Annotated in this window: 23 protein-coding genes; 13 read left to right on the forward strand and 10 right to left on the reverse strand. The window is 61.0% G+C overall.

What is annotated here, in order from left to right; genetic code table 11:
- Nucleotides 1–367 precede the first annotated feature (367 nt).
- Together ACYASU_RS03020 and bfr are read left to right on the forward strand one after the other, a co-directional pair.
- On the forward strand, nt 368–586 hold the full coding sequence (locus tag ACYASU_RS03020) for a bacterioferritin-associated ferredoxin (RefSeq protein ID WP_065992556.1): 219 nt from the start codon (nt 368–370) through the stop codon (nt 584–586).
- Nucleotides 587–786: 200 nt separating this feature from the next.
- Complete coding sequence (gene bfr / locus ACYASU_RS03025) at nt 787–1,263, forward strand: bacterioferritin (protein WP_065992554.1); 477 nt, start codon at nt 787–789, stop codon at nt 1,261–1,263.
- Nucleotides 1,264–1,346: 83 nt separating this feature from the next.
- Here bfr and grxD read toward each other — a convergent pair whose 3' ends face one another.
- From grxD to ACYASU_RS03040, 3 genes are all read right to left on the reverse strand, one after another.
- On the reverse strand, nt 1,347–1,676 hold the full coding sequence (grxD, locus tag ACYASU_RS03030) for a Grx4 family monothiol glutaredoxin (RefSeq protein WP_065992552.1): 330 nt from the start codon (nt 1,674–1,676) through the stop codon (nt 1,347–1,349).
- A 107-nt stretch (nt 1,677–1,783) separates the two neighbouring features.
- A complete protein-coding gene (locus ACYASU_RS03035; protein WP_463581914.1) occupies nt 1,784–3,892 on the reverse strand; it encodes a molybdopterin oxidoreductase family protein in 2,109 nt (702 codons plus the stop codon).
- A gap of 147 nt (nt 3,893–4,039) precedes the next feature.
- Nucleotides 4,040–4,342, reverse strand: coding sequence for a hypothetical protein (locus tag ACYASU_RS03040; RefSeq protein WP_192171588.1), 303 nt, complete (start codon nt 4,340–4,342; stop codon nt 4,040–4,042).
- Nucleotides 4,343–4,792: 450 nt separating this feature from the next.
- Here ACYASU_RS03040 and argF point away from each other — a divergent pair, with 450 nt between their 5' ends.
- The gene (argF, locus tag ACYASU_RS03045) at nt 4,793–5,713 is read left to right on the forward strand and encodes an ornithine carbamoyltransferase (protein ID WP_463581915.1); all 921 of its coding nucleotides are present in this window, start codon (nt 4,793–4,795) and stop codon (nt 5,711–5,713) included.
- Nucleotides 5,710–6,789, forward strand: a complete 1,080-nt coding sequence (locus ACYASU_RS03050) for an ABC transporter ATP-binding protein (RefSeq protein WP_463581916.1) — start codon at nt 5,710–5,712, stop codon at nt 6,787–6,789. The genes argF and ACYASU_RS03050 overlap by 4 nt, the downstream gene beginning before the upstream one ends.
- Nucleotides 6,790–6,831: 42 nt before the next feature.
- Here ACYASU_RS03050 and ACYASU_RS03055 read toward each other — a convergent pair whose 3' ends face one another.
- Both ACYASU_RS03055 and ybaK read right to left on the reverse strand, forming a co-directional pair.
- Nucleotides 6,832–7,620, reverse strand: coding sequence for a PhzF family phenazine biosynthesis protein (locus tag ACYASU_RS03055; protein WP_346627491.1), 789 nt, complete (start codon nt 7,618–7,620; stop codon nt 6,832–6,834).
- A 108-nt stretch (nt 7,621–7,728) separates the two neighbouring features.
- Nucleotides 7,729–8,199 carry a Cys-tRNA(Pro) deacylase gene (ybaK, locus tag ACYASU_RS03060; RefSeq protein ID WP_192171592.1) on the reverse strand — a complete coding sequence of 157 codons (471 nt, stop codon included), beginning with the start codon at nt 8,197–8,199 and terminating at the stop codon, nt 7,729–7,731.
- 297 nt (nt 8,200–8,496) lie between these two features.
- On the opposite strand from ybaK, the gene glpK reads away from it, so the two are divergent.
- From glpK to aauR, 9 genes are all read left to right on the forward strand, one after another.
- Nucleotides 8,497–10,002 (forward strand): glycerol kinase GlpK, encoded by a 1,506-nt coding sequence (gene glpK, locus ACYASU_RS03065; protein ID WP_192171593.1) that lies wholly within the window; start codon nt 8,497–8,499, stop codon nt 10,000–10,002.
- A gap of 95 nt (nt 10,003–10,097) precedes the next feature.
- A complete protein-coding gene (locus tag ACYASU_RS03070; RefSeq protein ID WP_074888955.1) occupies nt 10,098–10,853 on the forward strand; it encodes a DeoR/GlpR family transcriptional regulator in 756 nt (251 codons plus the stop codon).
- A 215-nt stretch (nt 10,854–11,068) separates the two neighbouring features.
- Entirely contained in the window at nt 11,069–12,640 is a 1,572-nt protein-coding gene (gene glpD / locus ACYASU_RS03075) for a glycerol-3-phosphate dehydrogenase (RefSeq protein ID WP_463581917.1), read from the forward strand.
- A 398-nt stretch (nt 12,641–13,038) separates the two neighbouring features.
- Entirely contained in the window at nt 13,039–13,953 is a 915-nt protein-coding gene (locus ACYASU_RS03080) for a glutamate/aspartate ABC transporter substrate-binding protein (RefSeq protein ID WP_122622341.1), read from the forward strand.
- A 117-nt stretch (nt 13,954–14,070) separates the two neighbouring features.
- Nucleotides 14,071–14,817 (forward strand): amino acid ABC transporter permease, encoded by a 747-nt coding sequence (locus ACYASU_RS03085; protein WP_065992535.1) that lies wholly within the window; start codon nt 14,071–14,073, stop codon nt 14,815–14,817.
- A complete protein-coding gene (locus ACYASU_RS03090; protein ID WP_172612954.1) occupies nt 14,814–15,482 on the forward strand; it encodes an amino acid ABC transporter permease in 669 nt (222 codons plus the stop codon). The genes ACYASU_RS03085 and ACYASU_RS03090 overlap by 4 nt, the downstream gene beginning before the upstream one ends.
- Nucleotides 15,479–16,213, forward strand: coding sequence for an amino acid ABC transporter ATP-binding protein (locus ACYASU_RS03095; protein WP_037012313.1), 735 nt, complete (start codon nt 15,479–15,481; stop codon nt 16,211–16,213). Before ACYASU_RS03090 ends, ACYASU_RS03095 begins: the two co-directional genes overlap by 4 nt.
- Before the next feature lie 88 nt (nt 16,214–16,301).
- The gene (gene aauS / locus ACYASU_RS03100; RefSeq protein ID WP_463581918.1) at nt 16,302–18,212 is read left to right on the forward strand and encodes a two-component sensor histidine kinase AauS; all 1,911 of its coding nucleotides are present in this window, start codon (nt 16,302–16,304) and stop codon (nt 18,210–18,212) included.
- A gap of 115 nt (nt 18,213–18,327) precedes the next feature.
- Nucleotides 18,328–19,653 carry a two-component response regulator AauR gene (gene aauR, locus ACYASU_RS03105; protein WP_192171598.1) on the forward strand — a complete coding sequence of 442 codons (1,326 nt, stop codon included), beginning with the start codon at nt 18,328–18,330 and terminating at the stop codon, nt 19,651–19,653.
- 213 nt (nt 19,654–19,866) lie between these two features.
- Here aauR and ACYASU_RS03110 read toward each other — a convergent pair whose 3' ends face one another.
- From ACYASU_RS03110 to ACYASU_RS03130, 5 genes are all read right to left on the reverse strand, one after another.
- Complete coding sequence (locus tag ACYASU_RS03110) at nt 19,867–20,796, reverse strand: PfkB family carbohydrate kinase (protein ID WP_463581919.1); 930 nt, start codon at nt 20,794–20,796, stop codon at nt 19,867–19,869.
- Nucleotides 20,786–22,255, reverse strand: coding sequence for a purine-cytosine permease family protein (locus tag ACYASU_RS03115; protein ID WP_463581920.1), 1,470 nt, complete (start codon nt 22,253–22,255; stop codon nt 20,786–20,788). Before ACYASU_RS03115 ends, ACYASU_RS03110 begins: the two co-directional genes overlap by 11 nt.
- Nucleotides 22,256–22,415: 160 nt before the next feature.
- Nucleotides 22,416–23,432: an ADP-ribosylglycohydrolase family protein gene (locus ACYASU_RS03120; protein WP_463581921.1), complete on the reverse strand. Its 1,017-nt coding sequence runs from the start codon at nt 23,430–23,432 to the stop codon at nt 22,416–22,418.
- Nucleotides 23,429–24,142, reverse strand: a complete 714-nt coding sequence (locus tag ACYASU_RS03125) for a GntR family transcriptional regulator (RefSeq protein ID WP_192171602.1) — start codon at nt 24,140–24,142, stop codon at nt 23,429–23,431. Before ACYASU_RS03125 ends, ACYASU_RS03120 begins: the two co-directional genes overlap by 4 nt.
- 169 nt (nt 24,143–24,311) lie before the next feature.
- Nucleotides 24,312–24,980 (reverse strand): DsbA family oxidoreductase, encoded by a 669-nt coding sequence (locus tag ACYASU_RS03130; RefSeq protein ID WP_463581922.1) that lies wholly within the window; start codon nt 24,978–24,980, stop codon nt 24,312–24,314.
- Nucleotides 24,981–25,069: the final 89 nt, after the last annotated feature.

The raw sequence follows: 25,069 nt of genomic DNA on the forward strand, positions 1-25,069 counted from the left end.
CGCAGGTCTCGCGGAGTGGGCCGAGCGGCATGGATGCCGCGAGAGCTCCGTCAGGACATGGATGTCCGTTCGGCGCGGGCCCACGGAGCGAGACCGGAGTGAAGGAACCCTGACGAAGGAAGGGCCAAACCAGGAGCAAGCACCCTTGGTTACTTGGGGTGCTTTTTCCAAGTAACTCGCCGAAGGCGAAACGTTCTGCCGTTAGGCAGGACCTATCTATGCATCTCTGCGTATGGGGAATCAGCATTGGGACTCGGCTGACCACTCATCGGAGGTCACATCCAGAAGGCTGAGTAGTTTTGACAAGCATTCTCATTAACATTAGTATCCCTCGCATTGAGCCAATCACTCAGCGACGGTTTCTTATATGTATGTCTGCCTCTGCCAAGGTGTTACCGACGGACAAATCCGTGAAGCAATCATGGAAGGATGCTGCAGTTATCGTGACGTCCGCGAGACCCTGGGTGTCGCCAGCAAATGCGGCAAATGTGCCTGCCTGGCGAAGGAAGTGGTGCGTGAAACCCTGACCGAGCTGCAAACCAGTCATGCCGCCCTCGCCTACCCCGCAGAATTTTCAGCTGCCTGAATTACCGATTTCAAACAAAACCGGACACTGTCCGGTTTTTTTATGCCTTTAATTCAATCGCTTAGCAACAAGATGCGGAACACAAACATTCTTATTCCTATTTATTTTCACTTATTATTCAATAACTTAGGTTTGACAGAGTTATAGAGGGGGCTCAGACTTGCCGCCTGTATTACCTATACCTTCGACAGGACCCGATCATGAAAGGCGACATCACAGTCATCCAGCATCTCAACAAGATCCTCGGTAACGAGCTGGTCGCGATCAATCAGTACTTCCTGCATGCGCGCATGTACGAAGACTGGGGCCTGAACAAGCTGGGCAAACACGAGTACCACGAATCCATCGACGAGATGAAACACGCTGACAAGCTGATCAAGCGCATCCTGTTCCTGGAAGGCCTGCCAAACCTGCAGGACCTCGGCAAGATTCTGATCGGCGAGCACACCAAGGAAATGCTTGAGTGTGACCTGCGCATCGAGCGCAAGGGCCACGCCGACTTGAAAGCAGCCATCGCGCACTGCGAAACCGTTGGCGACTTCGGCAGCCGCGAGATGCTGGAAGACATCCTGGAATCGGAAGAAGAGCACATCGACTGGCTGGAAACCCAGCTGGGCCTGATCGACAAGGTTGGTATCGAAAACTACCTGCAATCGCAGATGGGCGAAGAGGACTGATTCCAGTCCCGGACATCGTCTTAAAGCCCAATAAAAAGCCCCGCGTCTCGGCAGAGAGCGGGGCTTTTTTACGACTGCCGAAATCAGGCAGTCGCGTTCTTCGCAACAGCGTCTTTCACCAGTTTCTGCAGCGAACCGTCAGCCTGCATTTCAGTGATGATGTCGCTACCGCCGACCAGCTCACCACCGACCCACAGCTGCGGGAAAGTTGGCCAGTTGGCGTACTTCGGCAGATTGGCGCGGATTTCAGGGTTCTGCAGGATATCGACGTACGCGAACTTTTCGCCACACGCCATCAGTGCCTGAGAAGCCTTGGCCGAGAAACCGCACTGCGGGGCATTCGGAGCGCCTTTCATGTAAAGCAGAACGGTGTTGCTGGCAATCTGATCTTTGATCGTTTCGATAATATCCATGGAGCACCTCGGCTAAACTTTACGACTGTATGTGTCGACACGGTGGCGCATTCTAAACGATTCCCGAGCATAACGCTCGGTCTTGGCCTTGATCGCCCCGATGACCGTCATGCCGCCGCAACCGTAACCGGCACCCCGTTCAGCACGGCGTTCCCGGAAATTCCGTCCAGCGCCCGCTCGTCAGTGAGGTCATTCGCGCTTTCACCTGGCTGTGCCGCCGCGATGTCCATTTTCACGCCCGGACGACCGTGGCCCCAGCCATGGGGCAGGCTGACGACCCCGGGCATCATGTCGGCGCTGCCCATGACTTCGACCTCGATCACGCCGACCCGCGAGCTGACCCTGACCCGCTGTCCGTCTACCAACCCTCGGCTGAGCAAGTCGTCGGGGTGCATCAGCAACTGATGCCGCGGCTTGCCTTTCACCAGACGATGGTAATTGTGCATCCATGAATTATTGCTGCGCACATGGCGCCGACCGATGAGCATGAGGCCATCGGCGTGCGGAGCCGGCTGCGCGGCGAAGCGAGCAAGATCGGCAAGGATCACCGGCGGCGCGGCCTGCACGCGCTGATTGACCGTTTTGAGGCGCGCAGCGAGGTTGGGCTTGAGCGGGCCGAGGTCCAGGCCGTGGGGATACTGCGCCAGTGTTTCCAGGGACAACTTAAACGGCGAGGCATCACCATACAGCCCGGCGCGCAGACCACGATTGACCATCTGCGCCGGCGGCATTGTCGGTTTCAGCTCGCGGCCGGTTTTCAGTGCGAACGCCTGGGCGAGGCCGACGAAGATTTCCCAGTCGTGCAGCGCGCCTTCGGGCTTGGCCAGGATCGCGCGGTTGAAGCGGGTGACGTTGCGCACGGCGAACATGTTGAACGTGGTGTCGTAGTGGTCGTTTTCCAGCGCGGACGTCGATGGCAGGATGAGGTCCGCGTGCCGCGTGGTTTCGTTGATGTACAAATCGACGCTGACCATGAATTCCAGCCCTTCAAGGGCGGTGTCGAGCTGACGGCCGTTGGGCGTCGACAACACCGGGTTGCCCGCGACCGTAACCAGCGCCTTGATCTGCCCTTCCCCCGGGGTCAGCATCTCCTCGGCCAGCGCAGACACCGGCAGCTCGCCGCCGTACTCAGGCAACTGCGAGACGCGGCTCTGCCAGCGATTGAAGCTGCCGCCGGAGGTCGACGCCACCAGATCCAGCGCGGGCTCGGTGCACAGCGCACCGCCTGCACGGTCGAGATTGCCGGTGACCAGATTGATCAGTTGCACGAGCCAGTGGCACAGCGTGCCGAACGCCTGAGTGGAAATACCCATACGCCCATAACACACCGCACTTTCGGCAGCGGCGAAGTCCCGCGCGAGCTGCCTGATCTGCTCGGCAGGCACACCGCATCGAGGGCTCATGGCGTCGGCATTCATCTCGCTGACCGCCGCGCGGACCTCCTCCAGGCCATCAACGGCAAGGTGGCTTTCACGGGTCAGGCCTTCGGCAAACAGGGTGTGCAGCACGCCGAACAGAAACGCCGCGTCGCCGCCCGGACGGATGAACAGGTGCTGATCGGCGATCGCGGCGGTTTCACTGCGTCGCGGATCGACCACGACGACTTCGCCGCCACGGGCCTGAATCGCCTTGAGGCGCTTCTCGACGTCGGGCACGGTCATGATGCTGCCGTTGGACGCCAGCGGATTGCCGCCGAGGATGAGCATGAAATTGGTGTGGTCAATGTCGGCGATGGGCAGCAGCAGGCCGTGGCCGTACATCAAATGACTGGTCAGGTGATGGGGAAGCTGGTCTACAGACGTTGCGGAATAACGATTGCGGGTTTTCAGCAGCCCTAGAAAATAATTGCTGTGGGTCATCAGCCCATAGTTATGCACGCTGGGGTTGCCCTGATACACCGCCACCGCGTTCTGACCATGGCGCGCCTGAATGTCGGCCAGGCGCTCGGCGATCAGATCAAACGCGGCCTGCCACTCGATCGGCTGCCAGTCGTTGCCAATGCGCTGCATGGGCTGCCGGAGGCGATTGGGGTCATTCTGGATGTCTTGCAGCGCGACGGCTTTGGGGCAGATATGGCCGCGACTGAAGGTGTCCTGCGCATCGCCCTTGATCGAGGTGATCAGGGTGGTGGCATCGTCCTGCAGGGTGGTTTCGAGGGTGAGGCCGCAAATCGCCTCGCACAGGTGACAGGCACGGTGGTGGAGAGTCTTGGTCATCGCCAGTCTCGAGTTTTTATAGGGCGATCAAGCCGATCGCGGATACAAAACTATGGGACCTGTCCGGGCGATGCGCCAGAAACTTCAGTGCCGTGAATCGGGCTGCATCAGGCGAGCCGATAGCTCACCCGATGAAGGAAGCGTCACTCAGGAAGCAGCGCCACCGATGGGCGTGACCACCTTGCGCTGCATCTGCACCTCATGAACCGTTTCGATCTGCTCCTGAGACACCTGGATGCCGGTGAGTTCGCCGATCAGCCGCCAGTGCTCGTCGAGTCCGGCGCTGATGGTTGCCATGCGATCGATCATCCGACGCCCCGCAGAACGTGTGACCTCGTCTTCGCTGCGCATCAGTTCGAACGACATCGACGTCATGGACGCCGTGAGGTGCGTAAGGGTTCGAGCCGTGAGCCCGAGCAGTTCCGTCAGTTGTTGCTCTTTTGAATCCATTCCCCACCTCTTTGGAGGACATAAGCGGCCTTTATAACCCACGCCGATGGTTTAGGAAACGTCCGGGTTTCCGCGGCGTGAAGCATGTCGCATAAGGCTGCACAGTGGTTTGCGACTGTTACGGATCAGGCAGTAATCGCAGCGACGCCAAAGGGTGTCACATGCGAGCGATCTGATCAGGACTAATGCGATGGCGAAAGGCCTGCGCAGAAACATGACTGTAGCACTTCGTTACATGAAAAGCGTCCTGCGAACGCCGCTTTCAGGCTACCGAACGTCCGACGACGATTTTCCGTCACGGCGGGCCTTGGCATCAGGCGACATTTTCTTATACCCTCGCGCCTTCCCTATTCGTCGCCCCGTGCGGCTTTCGCCGCAGGTCTCGCCCGTTTTTCCGAAAAAAACCCGGCTTTGAGGATCTGCGGTCTGTTGCAGACAAGGTAGTTAATGATGAGCGCAAGGCACTTTCTCTCGATGATGGACTACACCCCCGCTGAGCTGGTCGGGGTGATTCGTCGCGGCGTTGAGCTGAAGGACCTGCGAAATCGAGGCGTGCTCTTCGAGCCGTTGAAGGGCCGCATCCTGGCGATGATCTTCGAGAAATCCTCGACGCGGACCCGTGTCTCGTTCGAGGCCGGGATGATCCAGCTGGGCGGCCAGGCCATCTTCCTCTCTCCTCGGGACACCCAACTGGGCCGTGGCGAGCCGATTGCCGATGGCGCCCGGGTCATGTCGCGGATGGTCGATGCCGTGATGATCCGGACCTTTGCCCACAACAACCTCACCGAATTCGCCGCCCATTCCCGCGTGCCGGTCATCAACGGCCTGTCCGATGACCTTCATCCCTGCCAGTTGCTCGCAGACATGCAAACATTCCTCGAGCATCGCGGTTCCATTCAGGGCAAGACCGTGGCGTGGATCGGCGATGGCAACAACATGTGCAACAGCTATATAGAAGCAGCGATTCAGTTCGACTTTCAGTTGCGGGTCGCCTGCCCGGAAGGCTACGAACCCAGCGCCCATTTCCTGGCCCTGGCGGGTGATCGCGTGACCCTGACCCGTGACCCCCACGAAGCGGTGAAAGGTGCGCATCTGGTCTCCACCGATGTCTGGACGTCGATGGGGCAGGAAGAGGAAGCCGCCAAGCGTCTGGCCCTGTTCAAGCCGTTCCAGGTCACCCGCGAAATGCTCGACCGCGCGGCTGAAGACGTGATCTTCATGCACTGCCTGCCAGCGCACCGTGGCGAAGAGATCAGCGAAGACTTGCTGGATGACCCGCGTTCGGTGGCGTGGGATCAGGCCGAGAACCGGCTGCATGCGCAGAAAGCCCTGCTCGAGTTCCTCGTGGCCCCGGCCTTTACTGCCCCATGAGCCAGCCCCTGCTGCTGACCCTGCATAACCTCGCCTGCGGTTATCAGGACCAACGGGTGGTGCAGAACCTCAATCTGCACCTGAATGCCGGCGACATCGGTTGCCTGCTGGGTTCGTCGGGCTGCGGCAAGACCACCACCCTGCGCGCCATCGCCGGTTTCGAGCCGGTACACGAAGGCGAGATCACGCTGGCCGGCGAGGTCATTTCCCGGGCCGGGTTTACGCTGGCCCCGGAGAAGCGCCGCATCGGCATGGTGTTTCAGGACTACGCGCTGTTTACGCACCTCACGGTCGCCGACAACATCGCCTTCGGCATCCGCAACCATCCGCGCAAGAAGCAGGTGGTTCAGGAGATGCTGGAGCTGGTTAACCTGGGCGCACTGGGCACGCGTCACCCCCACGAACTTTCCGGTGGACAGCAGCAACGTGTGGCGCTGGCCCGCGCACTCGCGCCGGAGCCGCAGTTGTTGCTGCTGGATGAGCCGTTTTCAAACCTGGATGGCGAGTTGCGTCGGCGTCTGAGCCACGAGGTGCGCGACATTCTCAAGGCCCGTGGCACCAGCGCGATTTTGGTGACCCACGATCAGGAAGAGGCTTTTGCCGTGAGCGACCATGTCGGCGTTTTCAAGGACGGTCGGCTGGAACAGTGGGACACGCCCTACAACCTCTATCACGAGCCGGCGACGCCTTATGTCGCCAGTTTCGTCGGACAGGGTTATTTCATTCGCGGGCACTTGATCGATGCCGAGTCGGTGCAGACCGAATTGGGCGTGCTGCGGGGCAATCGTGCCTACGCCGGCGCGCGCGGCACCCCGATGGATGTGCTGCTGCGCCCTGACGACCTTATTTATGCGCCCGACAGCCCGACCAAGGCCCGCGTCGCGAGCCTGACGTTTCAGGGCGCTGCCACTTTGTATCGCCTGCAACTGCCGACCGGCACGCAGCTGGAGGCGTTGTTCCCCAGCCACGTGGATCTGCGCGCCGGGGATCAGGTCGGCTTCGAAGTCTCGGCCGAGCATCTGGTGCTGTTTCCAACCTCGGGCAGCGTGCCGGTGCAGCGAGACGTCGCGATCTGAAGGCCTGTCATTCTCGATCAGGCACCTTCAGCCCCGCATCAACTATCCGAGTATCAACGCGCCGCTGGCCACCAGCGTCGCGTGCCCACCGATCTTCACTCGGTCACCCTCCAGCCGGCAGAACAGCTCCCCTCCCCGCGCCGATGCCTGATAACCCGTCAGGCTGAACTTGTTCAGGCGCGCCGACCAGTAGGGAATCAGGCTGCAGTGGGTCGAGCCCGTGACCGGGTCTTCATTGATGCCGATGCCCGGCGCGAAGTAGCGCGAGACAAAATCGTAGCGTTCGCCGTCACCCTTGGCGGTCACGATCACACCCGGCCACGGCAACCGCGCGAGGGCGGCAAAGTCGGGCTTGCAGTCGCGAACCGCCTGCTCGGACTCCAGTACCACAAGCAATTCCGCAGCACTCAGCACGTCGACGACGGCGGTGCCGAGAGCCCGCTCGATATCCAACGTCACCCCCTGTTCGGCGGGCGGCATCGACGGAAAGTCCAGGACCAGCCGATGACTTTCACGGCTCACGCTCAGCGGCCCGGATTTACCGGTGAAGTGAATGACTTCAGCCTTCTCGCCGTACTTTTCGAACAGCACGAAGGCGCTGGCGAGGGTCGCATGCCCGCAGAGCGGCACTTCATGGGTCGGGGTGAACCAGCGGATGTGCCAGGCCGGGGCTTCACGGACCAGAAAGGCGGTCTCCGACAAATTGTGCTCGGAAGCAATCTGCTGCATCAATTGATCGGAAAGCCAGGCGTCCAGGCGGTAGACCATTGCCGGGTTGCCTGAGAACGGGCGGTCGGTGAAAGCATCGACCTGATGGAATTCAAGCTGCATGGAAGGCATCCCCGTGTAAAGAAATGCGGCGACCCGGTTCGGGCGCTGCGGATCTGCGGCCAGCATCACCGCATGAAAGGGTCAGGCATTTCTGACGAACCTGGCAAATCATTCCCGGCCAATCCGGGCAAAGGAGGCACCGGTGTGTTGTGCAAGTACGGCGGCGGGCAGCTCGACTTCAAGCCCGCGTCGACCCGCGCTGACAAAAATCGTCGCGAAGGGTTGAGCGGACTCATCGATGAAGGTGCGCAGCCTTTTCTTCTGTCCCAGCGGGCTGATCCCGCCCAGGAGATAACCGGTGGCACGCTGGGCGGCGGCCGGGTCAGCCATTTCTGCTTTTTTTGCGCCTGCGGCATGGGCCAGCGCTTTCAGGTCCAGCGAGCCCACGACGGGGACCACCGCGACCAACAGTTCGCCTTTTTCGGTGCTAGCCAGCAGGGTCTTGAACACCTGGGCGGGGGCCAGATCGAGCTTTTCTGCCGCTTCCAGGCCATATGAGGCGGCTTTGGGATCGTGCTCGTAACTGTGCACGCGATGTTCGGCGCGAACCTTTTTCAGTAAATCCAATGCAGGGGTCATGCAGTGCTCCAGACAGCCAGACACTTTCTTGTTTGCTGCCGATACTTTAGGCCATCGGTTATCGAAATGCCTGCGTTTGCGCAGGACTTATCCACTAATATCGGCGACTTGAAACTTTCATCGATAAGGTTCGCTTTCGACCTTTGACAAGGTTCGTTTACGTCTATATTTTTTCGAATACGAATATCTCGCTTGCTTCCTTGACGCCATCCCGGTATTCAGTGCGCAACGGCACTTGGCACAGGCAACAAAACGGACGGCAGTTTCCGGAATCTCGTTTCATCACAGGCATTCACCATGACCGACACCGAAAATAAGAATTACATCATCGCTCTGGATCAAGGCACCACCAGTTCCCGCGCCATCATTTTTGACCGTGACGCCAACGTGGTGAGCAGCGCCCAGAGCGAGTTCGTTCAGCATTATCCCCAGCCTGGTTGGGTCGAGCACGATCCGATGGAAATCTTCGCCACCCAGACTGCGTGCATGACCAAGGTGCTGGCCCAGGCCAACCTGCACCACAACCAGATCGCCGCGATCGGTATCACCAACCAGCGTGAAACCACGGTGGTCTGGGAGAAAGACACCGGCCGGCCGATTTACAACGCCGTGGTCTGGCAATGCCGCCGCAGCACCGAGATCTGCCAGCAGCTCAAGCGCGACGGTCTGGAAGACTACATCCGCGACACCACCGGCCTGGTCATCGACCCGTACTTTTCCGGCAGCAAGCTGAAGTGGATTCTTGATCACGTTGAGGGCAGCCGCGAGCGCGCCCGCCGTGGCGAGCTGCTCTTCGGCACCGTCGATAGCTGGCTGATCTGGAAATTTACCGGCGGCAAGGTGCACGTCACCGATTACACCAACGCCTCGCGCACGATGATGTTCAACATCCATACGCTGGAGTGGGATCAGCGCATGCTCGATGTGCTCGACGTGCCCCGGGAGATGTTGCCGGAGGTCAAGTCGTCGTCCGAAGTCTACGGCCACAGCAAAAGCGGCATCCCCATCGCCGGGATCGCCGGCGATCAGCAATCGGCATTGTTCGGCCAGATGTGCGTCGAGCCGGGTCAGGCGAAGAACACCTACGGCACCGGCTGCTTCCTGCTGATGAACACGGGCAAGAAAGCCGTGAAATCCAATCACGGCCTGTTGACCACCATCGGCTGCGGTCCACGCGGCGAAGTGGCGTATGCGCTGGAGGGTGCTGTATTCAACGGCGGCTCCACCGTGCAGTGGCTGCGCGACGAGCTGAAGATTGTCAACGATTCCATGGACACCGAATACTTCGCCACCAAAGTGAAGAACAGCAATGGCGTCTACCTGGTGCCTGCGTTCACCGGCCTGGGCGCGCCCTACTGGGACCCGTATGCACGGGGCGCCTTGTTCGGCCTGACCCGTGGCGTCAAGGTCGATCACATCATTCGTGCGGCGCTGGAGTCCATCGCCTACCAGACTCGCGACGTGCTGGACGCCATGCAACAGGACGCTGGCGAGCCGCTCAAGGCTCTTCGCGTTGACGGCGGCGCAGTGGCCAACAACTTCCTCATGCAGTTCCAGGCCGACATTCTCGGCACGCCGGTGGAGCGCCCGAAAATGCGCGAAACCACCGCACTGGGCGCGGCGTATCTGGCGGGTCTGGCGATCGGTTTCTGGAGCGGGCTGGACGAGCTGAAGGGCAAGGCGGTCATCGAGCGCAAGTTCGAGCCGCAATGCGATGACGCCGAGAAGGAAAAACTGTACGCCGGCTGGCGCAAGGCGGTGGACCGTACGCGCGACTGGGAACCCCACGAAGAAGCTGAATAAGCGCGATCCTGAACGGAGCGGCGGAGGCATTTTTTCCGGCTGACAGGTAATGGCTGCCTGCGGCATCATGGGCGCCCGTGCCCGAAGGATAAAAAATGAATCTGCCACCCCGTCAACAGCAGATCCTCGAGCTGGTCCGTGAGCGCGGCTACGTCAGCATCGAGGAAATGGCGCAGCTGTTCGTCGTGACCCCACAAACCATTCGCCGCGACATCAATCAGCTCGCGGAAATGAACCTCCTGCGTCGCTACCACGGCGGCGCGGCCTACGACTCCAGCATCGAAAACACCGCTTATGCCATGCGCGCCGATCAGATGCGCGATGAGAAACAGCGCATCGCCGAGGCGATCGCCGCGCAGATTCCGGATCACGCGTCGCTGTTCATCAACATCGGCACCACCACCGAATCCATCGCCCGGGCACTGCTCAACCACAACCACTTGAAGATCATCACCAACAACCTGCACGTGGCGTCGATTCTCAGCGGCAAGGACGACTTCGAAGTGCTGCTGGCAGGCGGCAATGTGCGCCGGGATGGCGGCGTGGTCGGTCAGGCGAGTGTGGATTTCATCACGCAGTTCAAGGTCGATTTCGCCCTTGTGGGCATCAGCGGGATCGACGAAGACGGCAGTCTGCTGGATTTCGATTATCAGGAAGTGCGCGTTTCCCAGGCGATCATCGCCAACGCGCGTCAGGTGATTCTGGCTGCTGACTCCAGCAAGTTCGGCCGTAACGCGATGGTTCGCCTGGGGCCGATCACGCTGATCGACTGCCTGGTGACTGACCAGACGCCTGTGCCCGCACTGGCGCAACTGCTGACGCAGAACAAGATTCGGCTGGAAGTGGTTTAACCCTCGATCCATGGGCGAGCGCGATTCCAGCGCTCGCTTCACTTCCGATGTTCACTTTTGTTCCTTTCCTCGCTCTCCCATCAGTATTTTCAATGAAAACTGAGTGGCTGTGTTCGCCTTATTGCGCTACTATTTTCGGAAATGAACATAAATGTTCGAATTCGCCCTCCCCATAGCGCAGCATTCGAACGCGATCGAACACTCAGGAGGCCCCGATGGCCCAGTCCAGTTTGCCGACCCCACCCCTTTCCGAGGTCTACGACGTTGCCGTGATCGGTGGTGGCATCAATGGTGTCGGTATCGCGGCAGACGCATCGGGCCGGGGCCTCTCGGTCTTTCTCTGCGAGAAGGATGACCTCGCCAGCCATACGTCATCGGCCAGCAGCAAGCTGATCCACGGCGGCCTGCGCTACCTGGAACACTACGAATTCCGTCTGGTTCGCGAAGCGCTGGCTGAACGCGAGGTGCTGCTGGAAAAAGCGCCGCATATCGTCAAGCCGATGCGTTTCGTATTGCCTCACCGCCCGCACCTGCGCCCTGCGTGGATGATCCGCGCCGGGCTGTTCCTGTATGACCACCTTGGCAAACGCGAGAAGCTGGCAGCATCAAAGACCATTCGCTTTGGCGCCAACAGTCCACTGAACAGCTCGATCACCAAGGGCTTCGAGTACTCCGATTGCTGGGTTGACGATGCGCGTCTGGTGGTCCTCAACGCCATGGCCGCCCGTGAAAAAGGCGCGCACATTCATACCCAGACCCGCTGCCTGGGCGCCCGTCGCAGCGGCGGCGTGTGGCACATGAACATGGAACGTGCGGACGGCAGCCTGTTTTCCATTCGCGCCAAAGCGCTGGTCAACGCAGCCGGTCCATGGGTCGCCAAGTTCATTCGTGAAGACCTGAAGCTCGAATCCCAGTACGGCATTCGCCTGATTCAGGGCAGCCACTTGATCGTGCCGAAGCTGTATGAAGGCGAAAACGCGTTCATTCTGCAGAACGAAGATCAGCGAATAGTGTTCGCCATTCCGTACCTGGAACGCTTCACCATCATCGGTACGACCGACCGCGAATATTCTGACGATCCCGGCAAAGTAGCGATCACCGAAGGTGAGACCGACTACCTGCTAAAAATCGTCAACGATCACTTCAAGAAGCAACTCAGCCGCGCCGACATTCTGAGCACGTGGTCGGGTGTGCGTCCGCTGTGCAATGACGAGTCTGACAACCCGTCGGCGATCACCCGCGACTACACCTTGTCGCTGTCGGGCAGTGCTCAAGAAGCGCCGATCCTCTCCGTGTTCGGCGGCAAGCTGACCACCTACCGCAAGCTGGCGGAATCGGCGATGCAGCAACTCGCGCCGTTCTTCCCGCAGATGAAGCCAAGCTGGACCGCGAAAGCCAGTCTGCCGGGCGGTGAAAGCATGACCACGCCTCAGGCACTGGCCGCCGAGCTGCAACAGCGTTGCACCTGGCTGCCGGCAGAGATCGCCAAGCGTTGGGCCATTACTTATGGGTCCCGCAGTTGGCGCATCGTGGAGGGCGTTCAGACACTGAGCGATATGGGCGAACACTTGGGCGGCGGTCTGTACAGCCGCGAAGTGGATTACCTGTGCAGCGAGGAATGGGCGACCAAGGCCGATGACATCCTGTGGCGCCGGACCAAGCTTGGTTTGTTCACCAATGCCCAGGAGCACGAGAACGTTCAGCGGTACCTGGACAATGTCGCAAGCAGCACCGGGGCGATTGACCGGCTTGACTGGTCAGTCTCGGCACCAAAGATCCACGCGTAATTTGCCAGACCAAATTCCCGGCTAAAGCCGGTCCTACTGAAATGACGCGATTTTGTAGGACCGGCTTCAGCCGGGAAAGCGTCAGAAGTCACACGGCAAAACCATTGGTTACCCACTCTGAAACCCCTGCGATACCATTCGGATTCCCGAACACCCTCCCCCTCCCGATTCGGAATCCCGGACGGCCGAGTTCCTGCTCACACATCCCTTCTGCGTAAATATCCCTAACTTTCATGCGCTTAGCCCCAGTCACCTCTCTGGCATGACTCATGCTCTACACTCTTGCACGATTGCTTCGATGTAGCGTGTCGCCTGACTGGGCCGCCGTTGAAGCGCTCTGAAACGATAGGGCCGTCCAACACCGGCCCAATAAAAAAAACAATGTCGAGGTAAACCAGATGCGCATCGTTCCCCACATCCTGGGCGCAGCCATTGCTGCCGCTTTGATCACCACCCCTGTTTTCGCCGCCGAACTGACGGGCACTCTGAAGAAAATCAAAGAGTCCGGCACCATCACCCTCGGTCACCGCGACTCCTCCATTCCTTTTTCCTACATCGCTGACGCTTCCGGCGTGCCAGTGGGCTACTCCGCTGACATCCAGCTGAAGATCGTCGAAGCGATCAAGAAAGACCTGGACATGCCTGATCTAAAGGTCAAGTACAACCTGGTCACTTCCCAGACCCGTATCCCGCTGGTGCAGAACGGTACCGTCGACGTTGAATGTGGCTCGACCACCAACAACGCCGAGCGCGCCCAGCAAGTCGACTTCTCCGTCGGCATCTTCGAAATCGGCACCCGTCTGCTGAGCAAGGCTGACTCGTCCTACAAAGACTTCGACGACCTCAAAGGCAAGAACGTCGTGACCACGGCCGGCACCACGTCCGAGCGCATCCTCAAGGCGATGAACGCCGACAAGCAGATGGGCATGAATGTCATCTCTGCCAAAGACCACGGCGAGTCGTTCCAGATGCTGGAATCGGGCCGCGCCGTTGCTTTCATGATGGACGATGCCCTGCTCGCCGGCGAAATGGCCAAGGCCAAGAAGCCGACCGACTGGGCCGTGACTGGCACCCCTCAGTCCTACGAAATCTACGGCTGCATGGTTCGCAAGGAAGACCCTGCGTTCAAGAAAGCCGTCGACGACGCCATCGTTGCGACCTACAAATCGGGCGAGATCAACAAGATCTACGACAAGTGGTTCACCCAGCCGATTCCACCAAAAGGCCTGAACCTGATGTTCCCGATGAGCGAACAGCTCAAAGCGCTGATCGCCAACCCGAACGACAAGCCGGCGCCGGACAAGAAGGCCTGAGTCCTTCGCTCCGCCATTCTGACAACGTGAAAAGCCTGACTTCCGAAGACGCCCTGCGTCTTCGGAAGCCGCTACCTGGCGTGTGCGTGCATAACGATCGATAAGGGGGAGACCCTGATGAATTACAACTGGGACTGGGGCGTGTTCTTCAAGTCCACGGGCGTCGGCAGCGAGACCTACCTGGACTGGTACATCACCGGGCTGGGCTGGACCATCGCCATTGCCGTTGCTGCCTGGATCATTGCGTTACTCCTGGGCTCGGTGCTCGGGGTGATGCGTACGGTGCCAAACCGCATCGTTTCTTCCATCGCCGCGATTTACGTGGAAATTTTCCGTAACGTGCCACTGCTGGTGCAGCTGTTCATCTGGTACTTCCTGGTGCCGGATCTGCTGCCTGAGAATCTGCAGGAGTGGTACAAGCAAGACCTCAATCCGACCACCTCGGCGTTCCTGAGTGTTGTCGTGTGCCTGGGGCTGTTCACCGCCGCACGTGTCTGCGAACAGGTGCGCACCGGTATTCAGGCGTTGCCGGTGGGGCAGGAATCCGCCGCCCGCGCCATGGGTTTCAAGCTGCCGCAAATCTACTGGAACGTGCTGCTGCCCCAGGCGTACCGGATCATCATTCCGCCGCTTACCTCCGAATTCCTCAACGTGTTCAAGAACTCGTCCGTGGCGTCGCTGATCGGCCTGATGGAATTGCTCGCGCAGACCAAACAGACCGCCGAGTTCTCCGCAAACCTGTTCGAAGCCTTCACCCTGGCGACGCTAATCTACTTCACGCTGAACATGAGCCTGATGCTGCTCATGCGTCTGGTCGAGAAGAAAGTCGCGGTCCCGGGCCTGATCTCCGTGGGAGGTAAATAATGGACTTCTCTGGAGTGATCCCTGCCATCCCGGGCATGTGGAACGGCATGCTCATGACGCTGCAATTGATGGCCATGGGCATCGTGGGCGGCATCATCATCGGCACGATTCTGGCGCTGATGCGGTTGTCGTCGAACAAGCTGGCGTCACGCGTTGCCGGCGCCTACGTCAACTATTTCCGTTCGATTCCGCTGCTGCTGGTCATCACCTGGTTCTACCTGGCGGTGCCGTTCGTGCTGCGCTGGATCACCGGCGAAGACACGCCGATCGGCGCGTTCACCTCCTGCGTCGTGGCCTTCATGATGTTCGAGGCGGCCTACTTCTGTGAAATCGTGCGGGCCGGCGTTCAGTCGATTTCCCGTGGCCAGATGGGCGCCGCTCAAGCATTGGGCATGACCTACGGCCAGATGATGCGCCTGATCATCCTGCCCCAGGCGTTCCGCAAGATGACCCCGCTGCTGTTGCAGCAGAGCATCATCCTGTTTCAGGACACCTCGCTGGTCTACACGGTCGGTCTGGTCGACTTCCTCAACTCGGCACGCTCCAGCGGCGACATCATCGGGCGCTCCAACGAGTTCCTGATTGTCGCCGGTCTGGTGTACTTCACGATCAGCTTCGCCGCGTCGCGCCTGGTCAAGTTCATGCAAAAAAGGTTAGCCGTATGATTTCCATCAAAAATATCAACAAGTGGTATGGGGACTTCCAGGTGCTGACCGATTGCAGCACTGAGGTCAAAAAAGGTGAAGTGATTGTGGTCTGCGGCCCGTCGGGCTCGGGCAAGTCCACGCTGATCAAGTGTGTCAACGCGCTGGAGCCGTTTCAGAAAGGCGATATCGTGGTCGATGGCACATCGATCGCTGACCCGAAAACCAATCTGCCGAAACTGCGCTCGCGCGTCGGCATGGTGTTCCAGCATTTCGAGCTGTTTCCGCACCTGACCATCACCGAAAACCTGACCATCGCGCAGATCAAGGTCCTGGGCCGCAGCAAGGAAGAAGCCACGAAAAAAGGCCTGCAACTGCTCGAACGTGTCGGCCTCTCGGCCCACGCCCACAAGCATCCGGGGCAACTGTCGGGCGGCCAGCAACAGCGTGTGGCGATTGCCCGCGCGCTGGCGATGGACCCGGTGGTGATGCTGTTCGACGAACCGACCTCCGCGCTCGACCCGGAAATGGTCAACGAAGTGCTCGACGTGATGGTGCAACTGGCCCACGAAGGCATGACCATGATGTGCGTGACCCACGAAATGGGCTTCGCCCGCAAAGTGGCGGACCGGGTGATCTTCATGGACAAGGGCCAGATCGTCGAAGACTGCGAGAAGGAAGAGTTCTTCGGCGACGTCAACGCGCGTTCCGAGCGGGCTCAGCAGTTCCTCAACAAAATCCTGCAGCACTAAAAGCATTAGCCCTTCTAGGGCGTAAAAACCACCGGCCGCTCGTTCATGAATGATGAAACGAGCGGCTGGTCGGTCCAGGACGACTGTGATGAAATGCGACCCCCCTCTTTACCGCGCCGCGCCGCCATCACTCGCCGTGAAACCCCGACTGATCCGCCATCTGTTCGTGCCGCCGCTGATCATCCTGCTGATCATCCTGCTGATGATTGCGCTGGGTTACGTCACGTATCTGTACAGCGAGAAGAACGCCATCAAGGCGTTGGGTGAAAACGGTCAGCGTCAGCTGGAGCTGCACGCGCGCACCGTCGAGAGCGAGATCAACAAGTACAACTACCTGCCCAGCGTGCTGGAGCTGGAATCCAATGTTTCCGACCTGCTCAACAATCCGTCTGCGGAGTTGCGCGCCAAGGTCAACGATTACCTCGAAGGCCTGAACCGGCGCAGCCGCAGTCGGGCCATCTATGTGCTGGACACCACCGGCCGGGTGCTGGCGACCAGCAACTGGCGCGATGCCGACAGTTACCTCGGTGAAGACCTGTCCTTCCGTGCCTATTATCAGGACGCGATTCGCGGTCTGCCGGGCCGCTTCTACGGCATCGGCAGCACCACCGGCGAACCGGGTTATTACCTGGCCCACGGGCTGGAAGAGAAAGGCAAGATCATCGGCGTCGCGGTGATCAAGGTGCGGCTTGAAGCCCTGGAAGAACGCTGGCAGCGCGCGCGCCTGGAGGCGTTTGTCAGCGACGAGAACGGCATCATCATTCTCTCCAGCGACCCGGCCCGACGGCTGAAATCAGTCCGCCCGCTGACAGCCGAGATCAAAGAGCGGCTGGCGCGCAGCCTGCAGTATTACTGGTGGCCGCTCAACGAGCTGGTGCCGCTGGAACGTGAATCGATTGCCGACGGGGTCGAGAAGCTGACCTTTCCTGCGAACACCAGCGTCGATCACGAACACACGGTGGTGAGTTATCTGGCGCAGACCCGCGAACTGGCTGACACGCCCTGGCACCTGACCCTGCTGACGCCGCTGGAAGACTTGCGCCGGGAAGCCGCCAATCAGGGAATGCTGGTCGCCGTCGCCTGCGCGCTGGTGGCGTTTCTGCTGATTGCCTGGAACGAGCGCCGCAAGGTGATTTCCACCCGCCTCGCCGCCCGTGAAGCGCTGGAACAGGCGAACAACGAGCTGGAACGGCGCATCACCGACCGCACCGCCGACCTTCGCGCGAGCAACGAACGCCTGAAGGGCCAGATTCGTGAACGTCGCCAGGCCGAGGAAACCCTGCGCCAGGCCCAGGACGAATTGATCCAGGCTGGCAAACTCGCCGCCATCGGCCAGATGTCCACCAGCATCGCCCACGAACTGAATCAGCCACTGGCCGCGCTGCGCACGTTGTCGGGCAACACCGTTCGGTTTCTCGAACGGGGCGCGCTGGACACGGCGAGTGCAAACTTGCGCACCATTAACGATCTGGTGGATCGCATGGGCCGCATCACGGCCAGCCTGCGTGCCTTCGCCCGGCGCGGAGAAGACAAGGGCCAGGCGTCCCTGAGCAAGGCGGTCGAGGCTGCACTGCAGTTGCTGGCGGCGCGCCTGGACAATGCGTCATTGGAGCTGCATCAGCAGATCGACGACGTTGAGCTGGCGATTGATCAGACCCGGCTTGAGCAGATTCTGGTCAACCTGATCGGCAACGCACTGGACGCCATGCAGGCGCAGCCGCTGCCGGTTCTGTGGCTGGAAGGTGACGTGTTCGAGGGCCGCTATCGGCTGCGGGTGCGGGACAACGGCCACGGCATCGACGCCGAAGCGCGCAAGCATTTGTTCGAACCCTTCTTTACCACCAAGCCCGGCGAACAGGGACTGGGGTTGGGCCTGACGCTGTCCGCCAGCCTCGCCGCTGCGGCAGGCGGCACGCTCAACGCTGAAGACCCGGTCGAGGGCGGCACGATGTTCGTGCTGGTGTTGCCTCTGGTTGATCGCGGGGCGGCGGGTGTATGAGAGGTCAACGCATTGCCGGACATTTTCGGAGCCTGTTTGCTCGGGAAAGAACTGGGGCAGTCACCCTGTCCAAAAACCTGACACGCCGCTTCGCGGGCACGCACTGGAATACACCATGAACACTGATCTGACGGTCCTCATCGTCGAAGACGACCCGCATGTCCTGCTTGGCTGCCAACAAGCGCTGGCGCTGGAAGACATTCACAGCCAGGGCGTGGGCAGCGCGGAAGAAGCGCTGGCGTTGGTCAGTGAGAACTTCGCCGGCATCGTCATCAGTGACATTCGCCTGCCGGGCATGGACGGGCTTGAGCTGCTCAAGCGCCTGAAAGAACGCGACCGGACCCTGCCTGTGGTGCTGATTACCGGCCACGGCGACGTGTCGATGGCCGTCGGCGCGATGCGCGATGGCGCCTACGATTTCATGGAAAAGCCCTTCTCTCCCGAGCGCCTGGTCGACGCCGCCCGCCGCGCCCTGGAGCAGCGCGGTCTGGCTCGGGAAGTCTGGTCGCTGCGCCGGCAACTGGCCGAGCGCAACTCCCTGGAAGGCAAGATCATCGGTCGCTCCCAGGCGATGCAGACCCTGCGCGCGCTGATCGCCAACGTCGCGGACACCTCGGCCAATGTGCTGATCGAAGGCGAAACCGGCACCGGGAAAGAACTTGTCGCTCGCTGCCTGCATGACTTCAGCCGCCGCCATGACCATCAGTTCGTAGCACTGAACTGCGGCGGCCTGCCGGAAAGCCTGTTCGAGAGCGAGATATTCGGTCATGAGGCCAACGCCTTCACCGGCGCCGGCAAACGCCGCATCGGCAAGATCGAACACGCGCACAACGGCACGCTGTTTCTCGACGAAGTGGAAAGCATGCCCATCAACCTGCAGATCAAACTGCTGCGGGTATTGCAGGAGCGCACGCTGGAGCGACTGGGTTCAAATCAGAGCGTAGCGGTGGATTGCCGGGTGATTGCGGCGACCAAGTCGGAGCTGAATGCGCTGAGCAAAGCGGGCCAGTTTCGCAGCGACCTGTATTACCGGCTGAACGTGGTGACCCTCGAACTGCCGCCCTTGCGCGAGCGGCGCGAAGACATCCTGCAGTTGTTCGAACATTTTCTGCAGCAGTCGTCGCTGCGTTTCGACCGTGAAGCGCCACAGCTGGATGCACAGACCCGCTCGGCGCTGCTGGCCCACGACTGGCCGGGCAACGTGCGCGAGCTGCGCAACGTCGCGGAGCGGTACGCGCTGGGGTTGCCGGCTTTCAAGACCGCCGGTGCGGAAGTCGCCACCCAGAGCCTTGATTTCGCCGAAGCGGTGGAAGCGTTTGAGAAGAACCTGCTGGGCGAGGCGTTGCAGCGCAGCGGCGGAAATCTCAGTCAGGCCAGCCAGGAACTGGGCATGGCCAAGACCACGTTGTTCGACAAGGTGAAGAAATACGGGTTGGGGTGACTGTGTGGGCTCACCCCCAACAGCTGTCATCTAACGTGCCGATACTTCCGATCTTCCTGCCGATGCACGAACCGTGGGAGCGAGCTTGCTCGCGAAGGGGACAGTACATCCGCTTAATCTTCAGCGGCTGAAATACCGTCTTCGTGAGCAAGCTCACTCCCACAAGGACCGCGTTATCTGTCCCACAGGTCGGCGTCTGAACGACCGGAATTTCTAAAAGTCAGTGCTGCCAATGAGCGCATCCACCTCTGCCGCCGTCGGCGCAGTCGCCGGGCCCCAGCGGGTGACGGCAATGGCCGCAGCCGCATTGGCGCGCAATGCCGCTTGCGACGCTGAAAGCCCTGACGCCAGCCCGGCCAGCAACACCCCCGCATGGGCATCGCCGGCGCCGTTGGTATCGATGGCCGTCACCGGAAACCCCCGAACGTGTCGGACCTCGGAACCCTGACGGATCCAGCAGCCGTTCGGTCCGTCGCGCACAACAATCAGCGCGTCAGTGCGCACCCAGTGCGCCAGCGTGTCGAGAGCGACATCGATCGTCTCGCACCCGGTGAAGCGCAGTGCCTCTTCGGCGTTGCTCGTCCACAGCGTGATCAATGGCAACACCGCCGGCATGCCGGACGCCTCCGGCGAGTCGATCAGCGGCCCCGGATCGAACACCACGCCCGCCCCTGCCGGCAACCGCGCGAGCCAATCCAGCAGCGTCGACACCTTGCCTTCGTGCAGCAAGCTGTAGCCACTGACGAATACACAATCCTCAGGCTGCACATCGACGCCGCGCAGATCCTCAGCCGACAAACCGCCCTCGGCACCGACATAGGAAATGAACGAGCGCTCGGCCGAAGGCTCGATGAGCGCCACCGACAGGCCCGTGTCCTGCCCCGTCGACGCCGCCGCCGCGATGTCGATGCCTTCCGCCGCCATGGCATGCCGCGCCAGATCGCCGAAACGCCCCGCGCCGTGGCGACCGAGGTACACCGTCGGCATACCGCTGCGCCGTGCCGCGGCCATCACGTTGAATCCGCCGCCGGTTTCGAAAGCCGCCGAACGGGCAAGCACATCGCCGCCGGAACGTGGCAAAGCGTCAAGGGCCATGACCAGATCGACCACGACCTGGCCCGTGTAGAGCAATCTAGCGGGCATGAACAACCTCTTTTGCAACGACACGACGGTCACGGGCACCGCCGAGCAAGGCATACAGACCACCCGCAACCAGGAAGGTGACGATCCAGCCCAGCCCGTTATGGCCAAACCATGAGTCCGACAGCAAGCCCTTGAATATCACGTTCTCCGGCGTGGTGGCGACGGTGGTGAAACTGTAACCGAGCACGATGGCCAGGGCCCACGCACCCAGCGCACGCCACTCGATGCCGCCGCGATACCAATAGGCGCTGCGCGGCGAAACGTCCATCAAGTCAGCCGGTGAGTAGTAGTGGCGATGCATCAGGTCGACGACGAAGATCCCGACCCACGCGGTGATCGGCACGGCGAGCATCGAAATGAAGGTGATGAAGGGGCCGTAAAAACTGTCGGCGATCAACATGAAGTAAATCGATCCGGCGAAGATTGCCACGATGTCGACAATCACCGCGTGCACGCGTTTGATCTTCAGGCCCAGGGTCAGCGTGGTCAGCCCTGCCGAGTACACCGACAGGTTATTCGAGAGCAGCAGCCCGCCGAACGCCGTGATCAGGTACGGCACGGCCATCCAGGTCGGCAGCAGTTCGCGGATCGCGATGATCGGATCGGTGGCCGACGCCAAGTGGTCATTGCCCACCGACAGCAGCCCGCCGAGGGTAATGAGCAGCACCAGCGGGATGCCCGCGCCGAAAGCCGCCGACGCCACCAGCCGCGTGGCCTTGACGCTGCGATGCTGGTAGCGCGACATATCAGCGCCTGCGTTGGCCCAGCCGATGCCCGTGCCTGCCGCCATGGTGCCGATCCCGATGATCATCGCGCTCACCGGTGCAGGCGCAGCGTTGAACACAGCGGCCCAGTCGATGTGCGCGATCAGGAAGCCGCCGACGATCACGTTCAACGCGCCGAAGATGTACGTCGCCCATTTCTGGATGACCAGCAAAGTGGCGTGGCCGAGGCCGGAAACGGTCAGTGTCATCAGTACGAAAATCGCGATGAACACCAGGGTCAGGCCCGGCGCACTCTTGGCTTCCACGGGCGTGGCGAAAAGGATCGAACACAGCGACAGCAGTACGAAAGCGGCGGTCGTGGTGTTCACGGTTTCCCAGCCCAGACGTGACATCAGCGAAACGATGGTCGGACCGATATTCCCGCGCACCCCGAAGATGGCCCGCGAGAGCGTAAGACTCGGCGCCCTGCCCCGGCGGCCGGCAATGGAAATGACCCCGACCACCGCAAACGAGCCGGCCGCGCCGAGGATCGCCACGATGATCGCCTGCCCGATCGACAGCCCGCGAAAGGCCACGAGCGTCGCCCCCAGCGGCAGACCGAGGATGCTGATATTGGCCGCGAACCACACCCAGAAAAGCTGCAACGGGTGGCCGTTGCATTCGTTTTCCGGAACCGGTTCGATGCCGCGTGTTTCAAGCTGACCTGCGCCTTGAGCGGCGTTGGATGACGTCATGTGAATGCTCCTGTGCCATTTGTTCTGGTTGTGGGCAGTGCGCAAAGCAAACGACATCCGTGTCAGCGTGGGCTTTTGCAGGCTGCAAAAAGCCCTGACTCGCCGCTGCATAGAGCCGCGAGGTAGGTCTTGTTCTTTATACGGGCTGGCGTGGGTCGGATCAGACCCCGCGCAGGGACAGCAACTGCTCGACAACCGGATACAGGTCGAGTCCGTTGACGGTCTGGATCTGTTTGATCAGCGGCTCAGGCCAGGCGCCCATGCCGGCGCAGGCACCGAGCATCGCCCCGAGAATGGCGGCGATGGTGTCGGTGTCGCCGCCCAGACTGGCGGCCATGCACAGCGCATCGAATGCCGAGACCTGCCCGCGAGCCACTTGATGCGCGAGGGCAAAGGCCGCGACCACCGATTCCTGGGAGGCGACCGACGTGCCGATCACGTCATAAATCAGATCGGGCAGCTGTTCGTTGCTGCACCCGGCGCACAGGTCTCTGGCCCAATGGATGCGCGCGGCAATGCGGCCCCCGGCGATCCAGTAGCCGAAGCCCTCGGCCTCTCGGGCGATGCTCGCGCCGACTTCCAGGGCTTCGCCGAGGCTGGCACCGCTGATGCCCGCCGAGACCACCGCCGCCACCGCCGCTGCGCTGGAGATGCCGAGAGTGGTGTTGTGGGTGACCTGGCAGGCCTGTTTGACCGCCTCGATGAAGCGCGCTTCTTCGCGCACATCTAAGGCAATGCCCACCGGCGTAATGCGCATGGCGGCGCCGTTGGTGGTGCCGAAACGCCCGGCCTCCTCAGGGCTGTGCCCGGCCAGAATCATCTCGATGGCGCGCTTGGTCGAAGGGCCCAGCAGGTCTTGCGACCCTTTGGCCTGCATCACCGCCTCCCAGTCAATCAGGTGTTGCGCCAGGTCCGAAGGCTCGATGCGCCCTTCCCCGGCAACCAGCAATTCGGCGACCAGGACCGCCTGCTCGGTGTCGTCGGTGATCGACCCGGCGGGCATGTTCGGCGCAATCGGCTGATCGGCACCGGCGGCCTGCAAGGTTGTGATGCGGTCGAATCGCTGCCTGATCTGCTCGCGACTGAGGGACTGCGTTGGCATGCCCAGCGCATCGCCCAGTGCCAGTCCGTAGAAAGCGCCGAGGCCTCGGTCGCGGGTGTCGATCAGTGCGGTCATGTAGACGATCCAAAAGCCAGATGCAGACGAAAATGCACGGGGTCCAGAAGACTTTCCACGTGCTCCATGAAACGTTCGCGGCGATCGAACGTGGTGCGCGTCGCCTTGAGAAACACTGAGCCAGGCTGCCGCAACATCAGCGCCGCGTCGTCGTTGCTCAGGGGCTCGGCGCCGATCCACTGATCGCCCCGATCACCGACATAGCCGTGGGCGGCCAGCGTGACTGTCAGCGAATCTTCGATCAGCCCGTCGCGGGGCAGATTTTCCAGGCCGTCACAGGCCGGAATCAGCACACGCTCCAGGGAAACCACGCTGCCATCCCCTGCGGTTCGACGACGATCCAGCGCGATGAACTCGGCTGTGCCAAACCGACCCGCCAGATCAGGCCGCTGCACCGCCACCAGACGCAGAATCTCGGTGCTGACCTTGGCGCCGGTGTCGGCCAGGGCCTGTGCCCACCCGGCACGCTGATCCAGCGAGATGCCGTCATAGGTCACGATCGAACCGACGCCGGTTTGCGTGGCGATGTAGTTGCGTCGCTTGAGCTCGGACAGCGCTTCCCGGAGCGTGCCACGGCTGACGTTGAATTCCTGCGCGAGCAGGTTCTCACCAGGCAACAATTCGCCCGACCCCATCTGGCCGCTCTCGATGCGTCGCGCCAGCTCATCCACCACGCGTTTTTTCTTGTCGAATCGAACCTGTCTAATCATGTACAAATTGATATCCGAAAGTGGCTGGGAGGAGCAAGTGTTTTTTGAAATGCAATGGTCGATGAGTAACAGCAGATGACGGTCAGCAGCGCGCGTGTTGATAAGTGTCCAAAACCTGAGAGCCCGGAATACCCACACGCGCGCTGCCCGTCATGGTCGACTACCCGCTTTAGTCGACCGGGTTAACCACGCTCGATTCTTCGCCCACGATCTGACGAATGGCGCTGACGAACACGTCGACAGGCTGCCCACCGGAAACGGCGTACTGGTCGTTGAAGACGATTGTCGGCACCGAACTCACGCCCCGCGACACCCACAATTGTTCCAGTTCGCGGACTTCGCTGGCGTACTGGTCGCTGCCCAGCAAGGCCTCGGCGCGCACTCGATCCAGGCCCACTTTCTGCGCGACATCCGCCAGTACCTGATGGCTGGATACGTTGGCATGCTGGCTGAAGTATGCGGTGAACAGCGCTTCTTTCAGCGCGTGTTGCTTGCCTTCCAGCCCGGCCCAATGAAGCAGTCGATGGGCGTCGAAGGTGTTGAAGATGCGTCGCTCGCCCTGCTTGAAGACGAACCCGAGCTCAGCGCCGCGCTCACGGATGTTTTCGGCATTGGCCTGGAATTGTTCGGGCGTCGAACCGTACTTCTCGGCGATGTGCTCGAAGATGTCCTGGCCTTCCGGCGGCATCTGCGGGTTGAGTTCGAAGGGCTGGAAGTGGATGTCGGCTTGAACTTCATCGCCCAGATGCTCGAGCGCCTGGTCCAGCGCGCGCAGGCCGACGATGCACCAGGGGCAGGACACGTCGGAGATGAAGTCGATTTTCAGCGGAATGCTCATGGCAGCCTCGTGCAAGGGAGGAAAAGCTGCACGATACGCCGATCACGCGGGCGCTCAAACCCTACACCGGCGCGTTTGTTCTCAAGCAG

It is taken from the genome of Pseudomonas sp. HP_12, from assembly GCF_055283955.1.

What these genes read in the sequence shown, in the direction of transcription:
- ACYASU_RS03130 (WP_463581922.1), bottom strand. Translation starts at nt 24,980, where the DNA reads ATGAGCATTCCGCTGAAAATCGACTTCATCTCCGACGTGTCCTGCCCC.
- ACYASU_RS03110 (WP_463581919.1), bottom strand. Translation starts at nt 20,796, where the DNA reads ATGCCCGCTAGATTGCTCTACACGGGCCAGGTCGTGGTCGATCTGGTC.
- ACYASU_RS03085 (WP_065992535.1), top strand. Translation starts at nt 14,071, where the DNA reads ATGAATTACAACTGGGACTGGGGCGTGTTCTTCAAGTCCACGGGCGTC.
- ACYASU_RS03035 (WP_463581914.1), bottom strand. Translation starts at nt 3,892, where the DNA reads ATGACCAAGACTCTCCACCACCGTGCCTGTCACCTGTGCGAGGCGATT.
- grxD (WP_065992552.1), bottom strand. Translation starts at nt 1,676, where the DNA reads ATGGATATTATCGAAACGATCAAAGATCAGATTGCCAGCAACACCGTT.
- bfr (WP_065992554.1), top strand. Translation starts at nt 787, where the DNA reads ATGAAAGGCGACATCACAGTCATCCAGCATCTCAACAAGATCCTCGGT.
- ybaK (WP_192171592.1), bottom strand. Translation starts at nt 8,199, where the DNA reads ATGACCCCTGCATTGGATTTACTGAAAAAGGTTCGCGCCGAACATCGC.
- glpK (WP_192171593.1), top strand. Translation starts at nt 8,497, where the DNA reads ATGACCGACACCGAAAATAAGAATTACATCATCGCTCTGGATCAAGGC.
- glpD (WP_463581917.1), top strand. Translation starts at nt 11,069, where the DNA reads ATGGCCCAGTCCAGTTTGCCGACCCCACCCCTTTCCGAGGTCTACGAC.
- ACYASU_RS03020 (WP_065992556.1), top strand. Translation starts at nt 368, where the DNA reads ATGTATGTCTGCCTCTGCCAAGGTGTTACCGACGGACAAATCCGTGAA.
- ACYASU_RS03070 (WP_074888955.1), top strand. Translation starts at nt 10,098, where the DNA reads ATGAATCTGCCACCCCGTCAACAGCAGATCCTCGAGCTGGTCCGTGAG.
- ACYASU_RS03125 (WP_192171602.1), bottom strand. Translation starts at nt 24,142, where the DNA reads ATGATTAGACAGGTTCGATTCGACAAGAAAAAACGCGTGGTGGATGAG.
- ACYASU_RS03055 (WP_346627491.1), bottom strand. Translation starts at nt 7,620, where the DNA reads ATGCAGCTTGAATTCCATCAGGTCGATGCTTTCACCGACCGCCCGTTC.
- ACYASU_RS03050 (WP_463581916.1), top strand. Translation starts at nt 5,710, where the DNA reads ATGAGCCAGCCCCTGCTGCTGACCCTGCATAACCTCGCCTGCGGTTAT.
- aauS (WP_463581918.1), top strand. Translation starts at nt 16,302, where the DNA reads ATGAAATGCGACCCCCCTCTTTACCGCGCCGCGCCGCCATCACTCGCC.
- ACYASU_RS03080 (WP_122622341.1), top strand. Translation starts at nt 13,039, where the DNA reads ATGCGCATCGTTCCCCACATCCTGGGCGCAGCCATTGCTGCCGCTTTG.
- ACYASU_RS03120 (WP_463581921.1), bottom strand. Translation starts at nt 23,432, where the DNA reads ATGACCGCACTGATCGACACCCGCGACCGAGGCCTCGGCGCTTTCTAC.
- ACYASU_RS03115 (WP_463581920.1), bottom strand. Translation starts at nt 22,255, where the DNA reads ATGACGTCATCCAACGCCGCTCAAGGCGCAGGTCAGCTTGAAACACGC.
- ACYASU_RS03040 (WP_192171588.1), bottom strand. Translation starts at nt 4,342, where the DNA reads ATGGATTCAAAAGAGCAACAACTGACGGAACTGCTCGGGCTCACGGCT.
- ACYASU_RS03095 (WP_037012313.1), top strand. Translation starts at nt 15,479, where the DNA reads ATGATTTCCATCAAAAATATCAACAAGTGGTATGGGGACTTCCAGGTG.
- argF (WP_463581915.1), top strand. Translation starts at nt 4,793, where the DNA reads ATGAGCGCAAGGCACTTTCTCTCGATGATGGACTACACCCCCGCTGAG.
- aauR (WP_192171598.1), top strand. Translation starts at nt 18,328, where the DNA reads ATGAACACTGATCTGACGGTCCTCATCGTCGAAGACGACCCGCATGTC.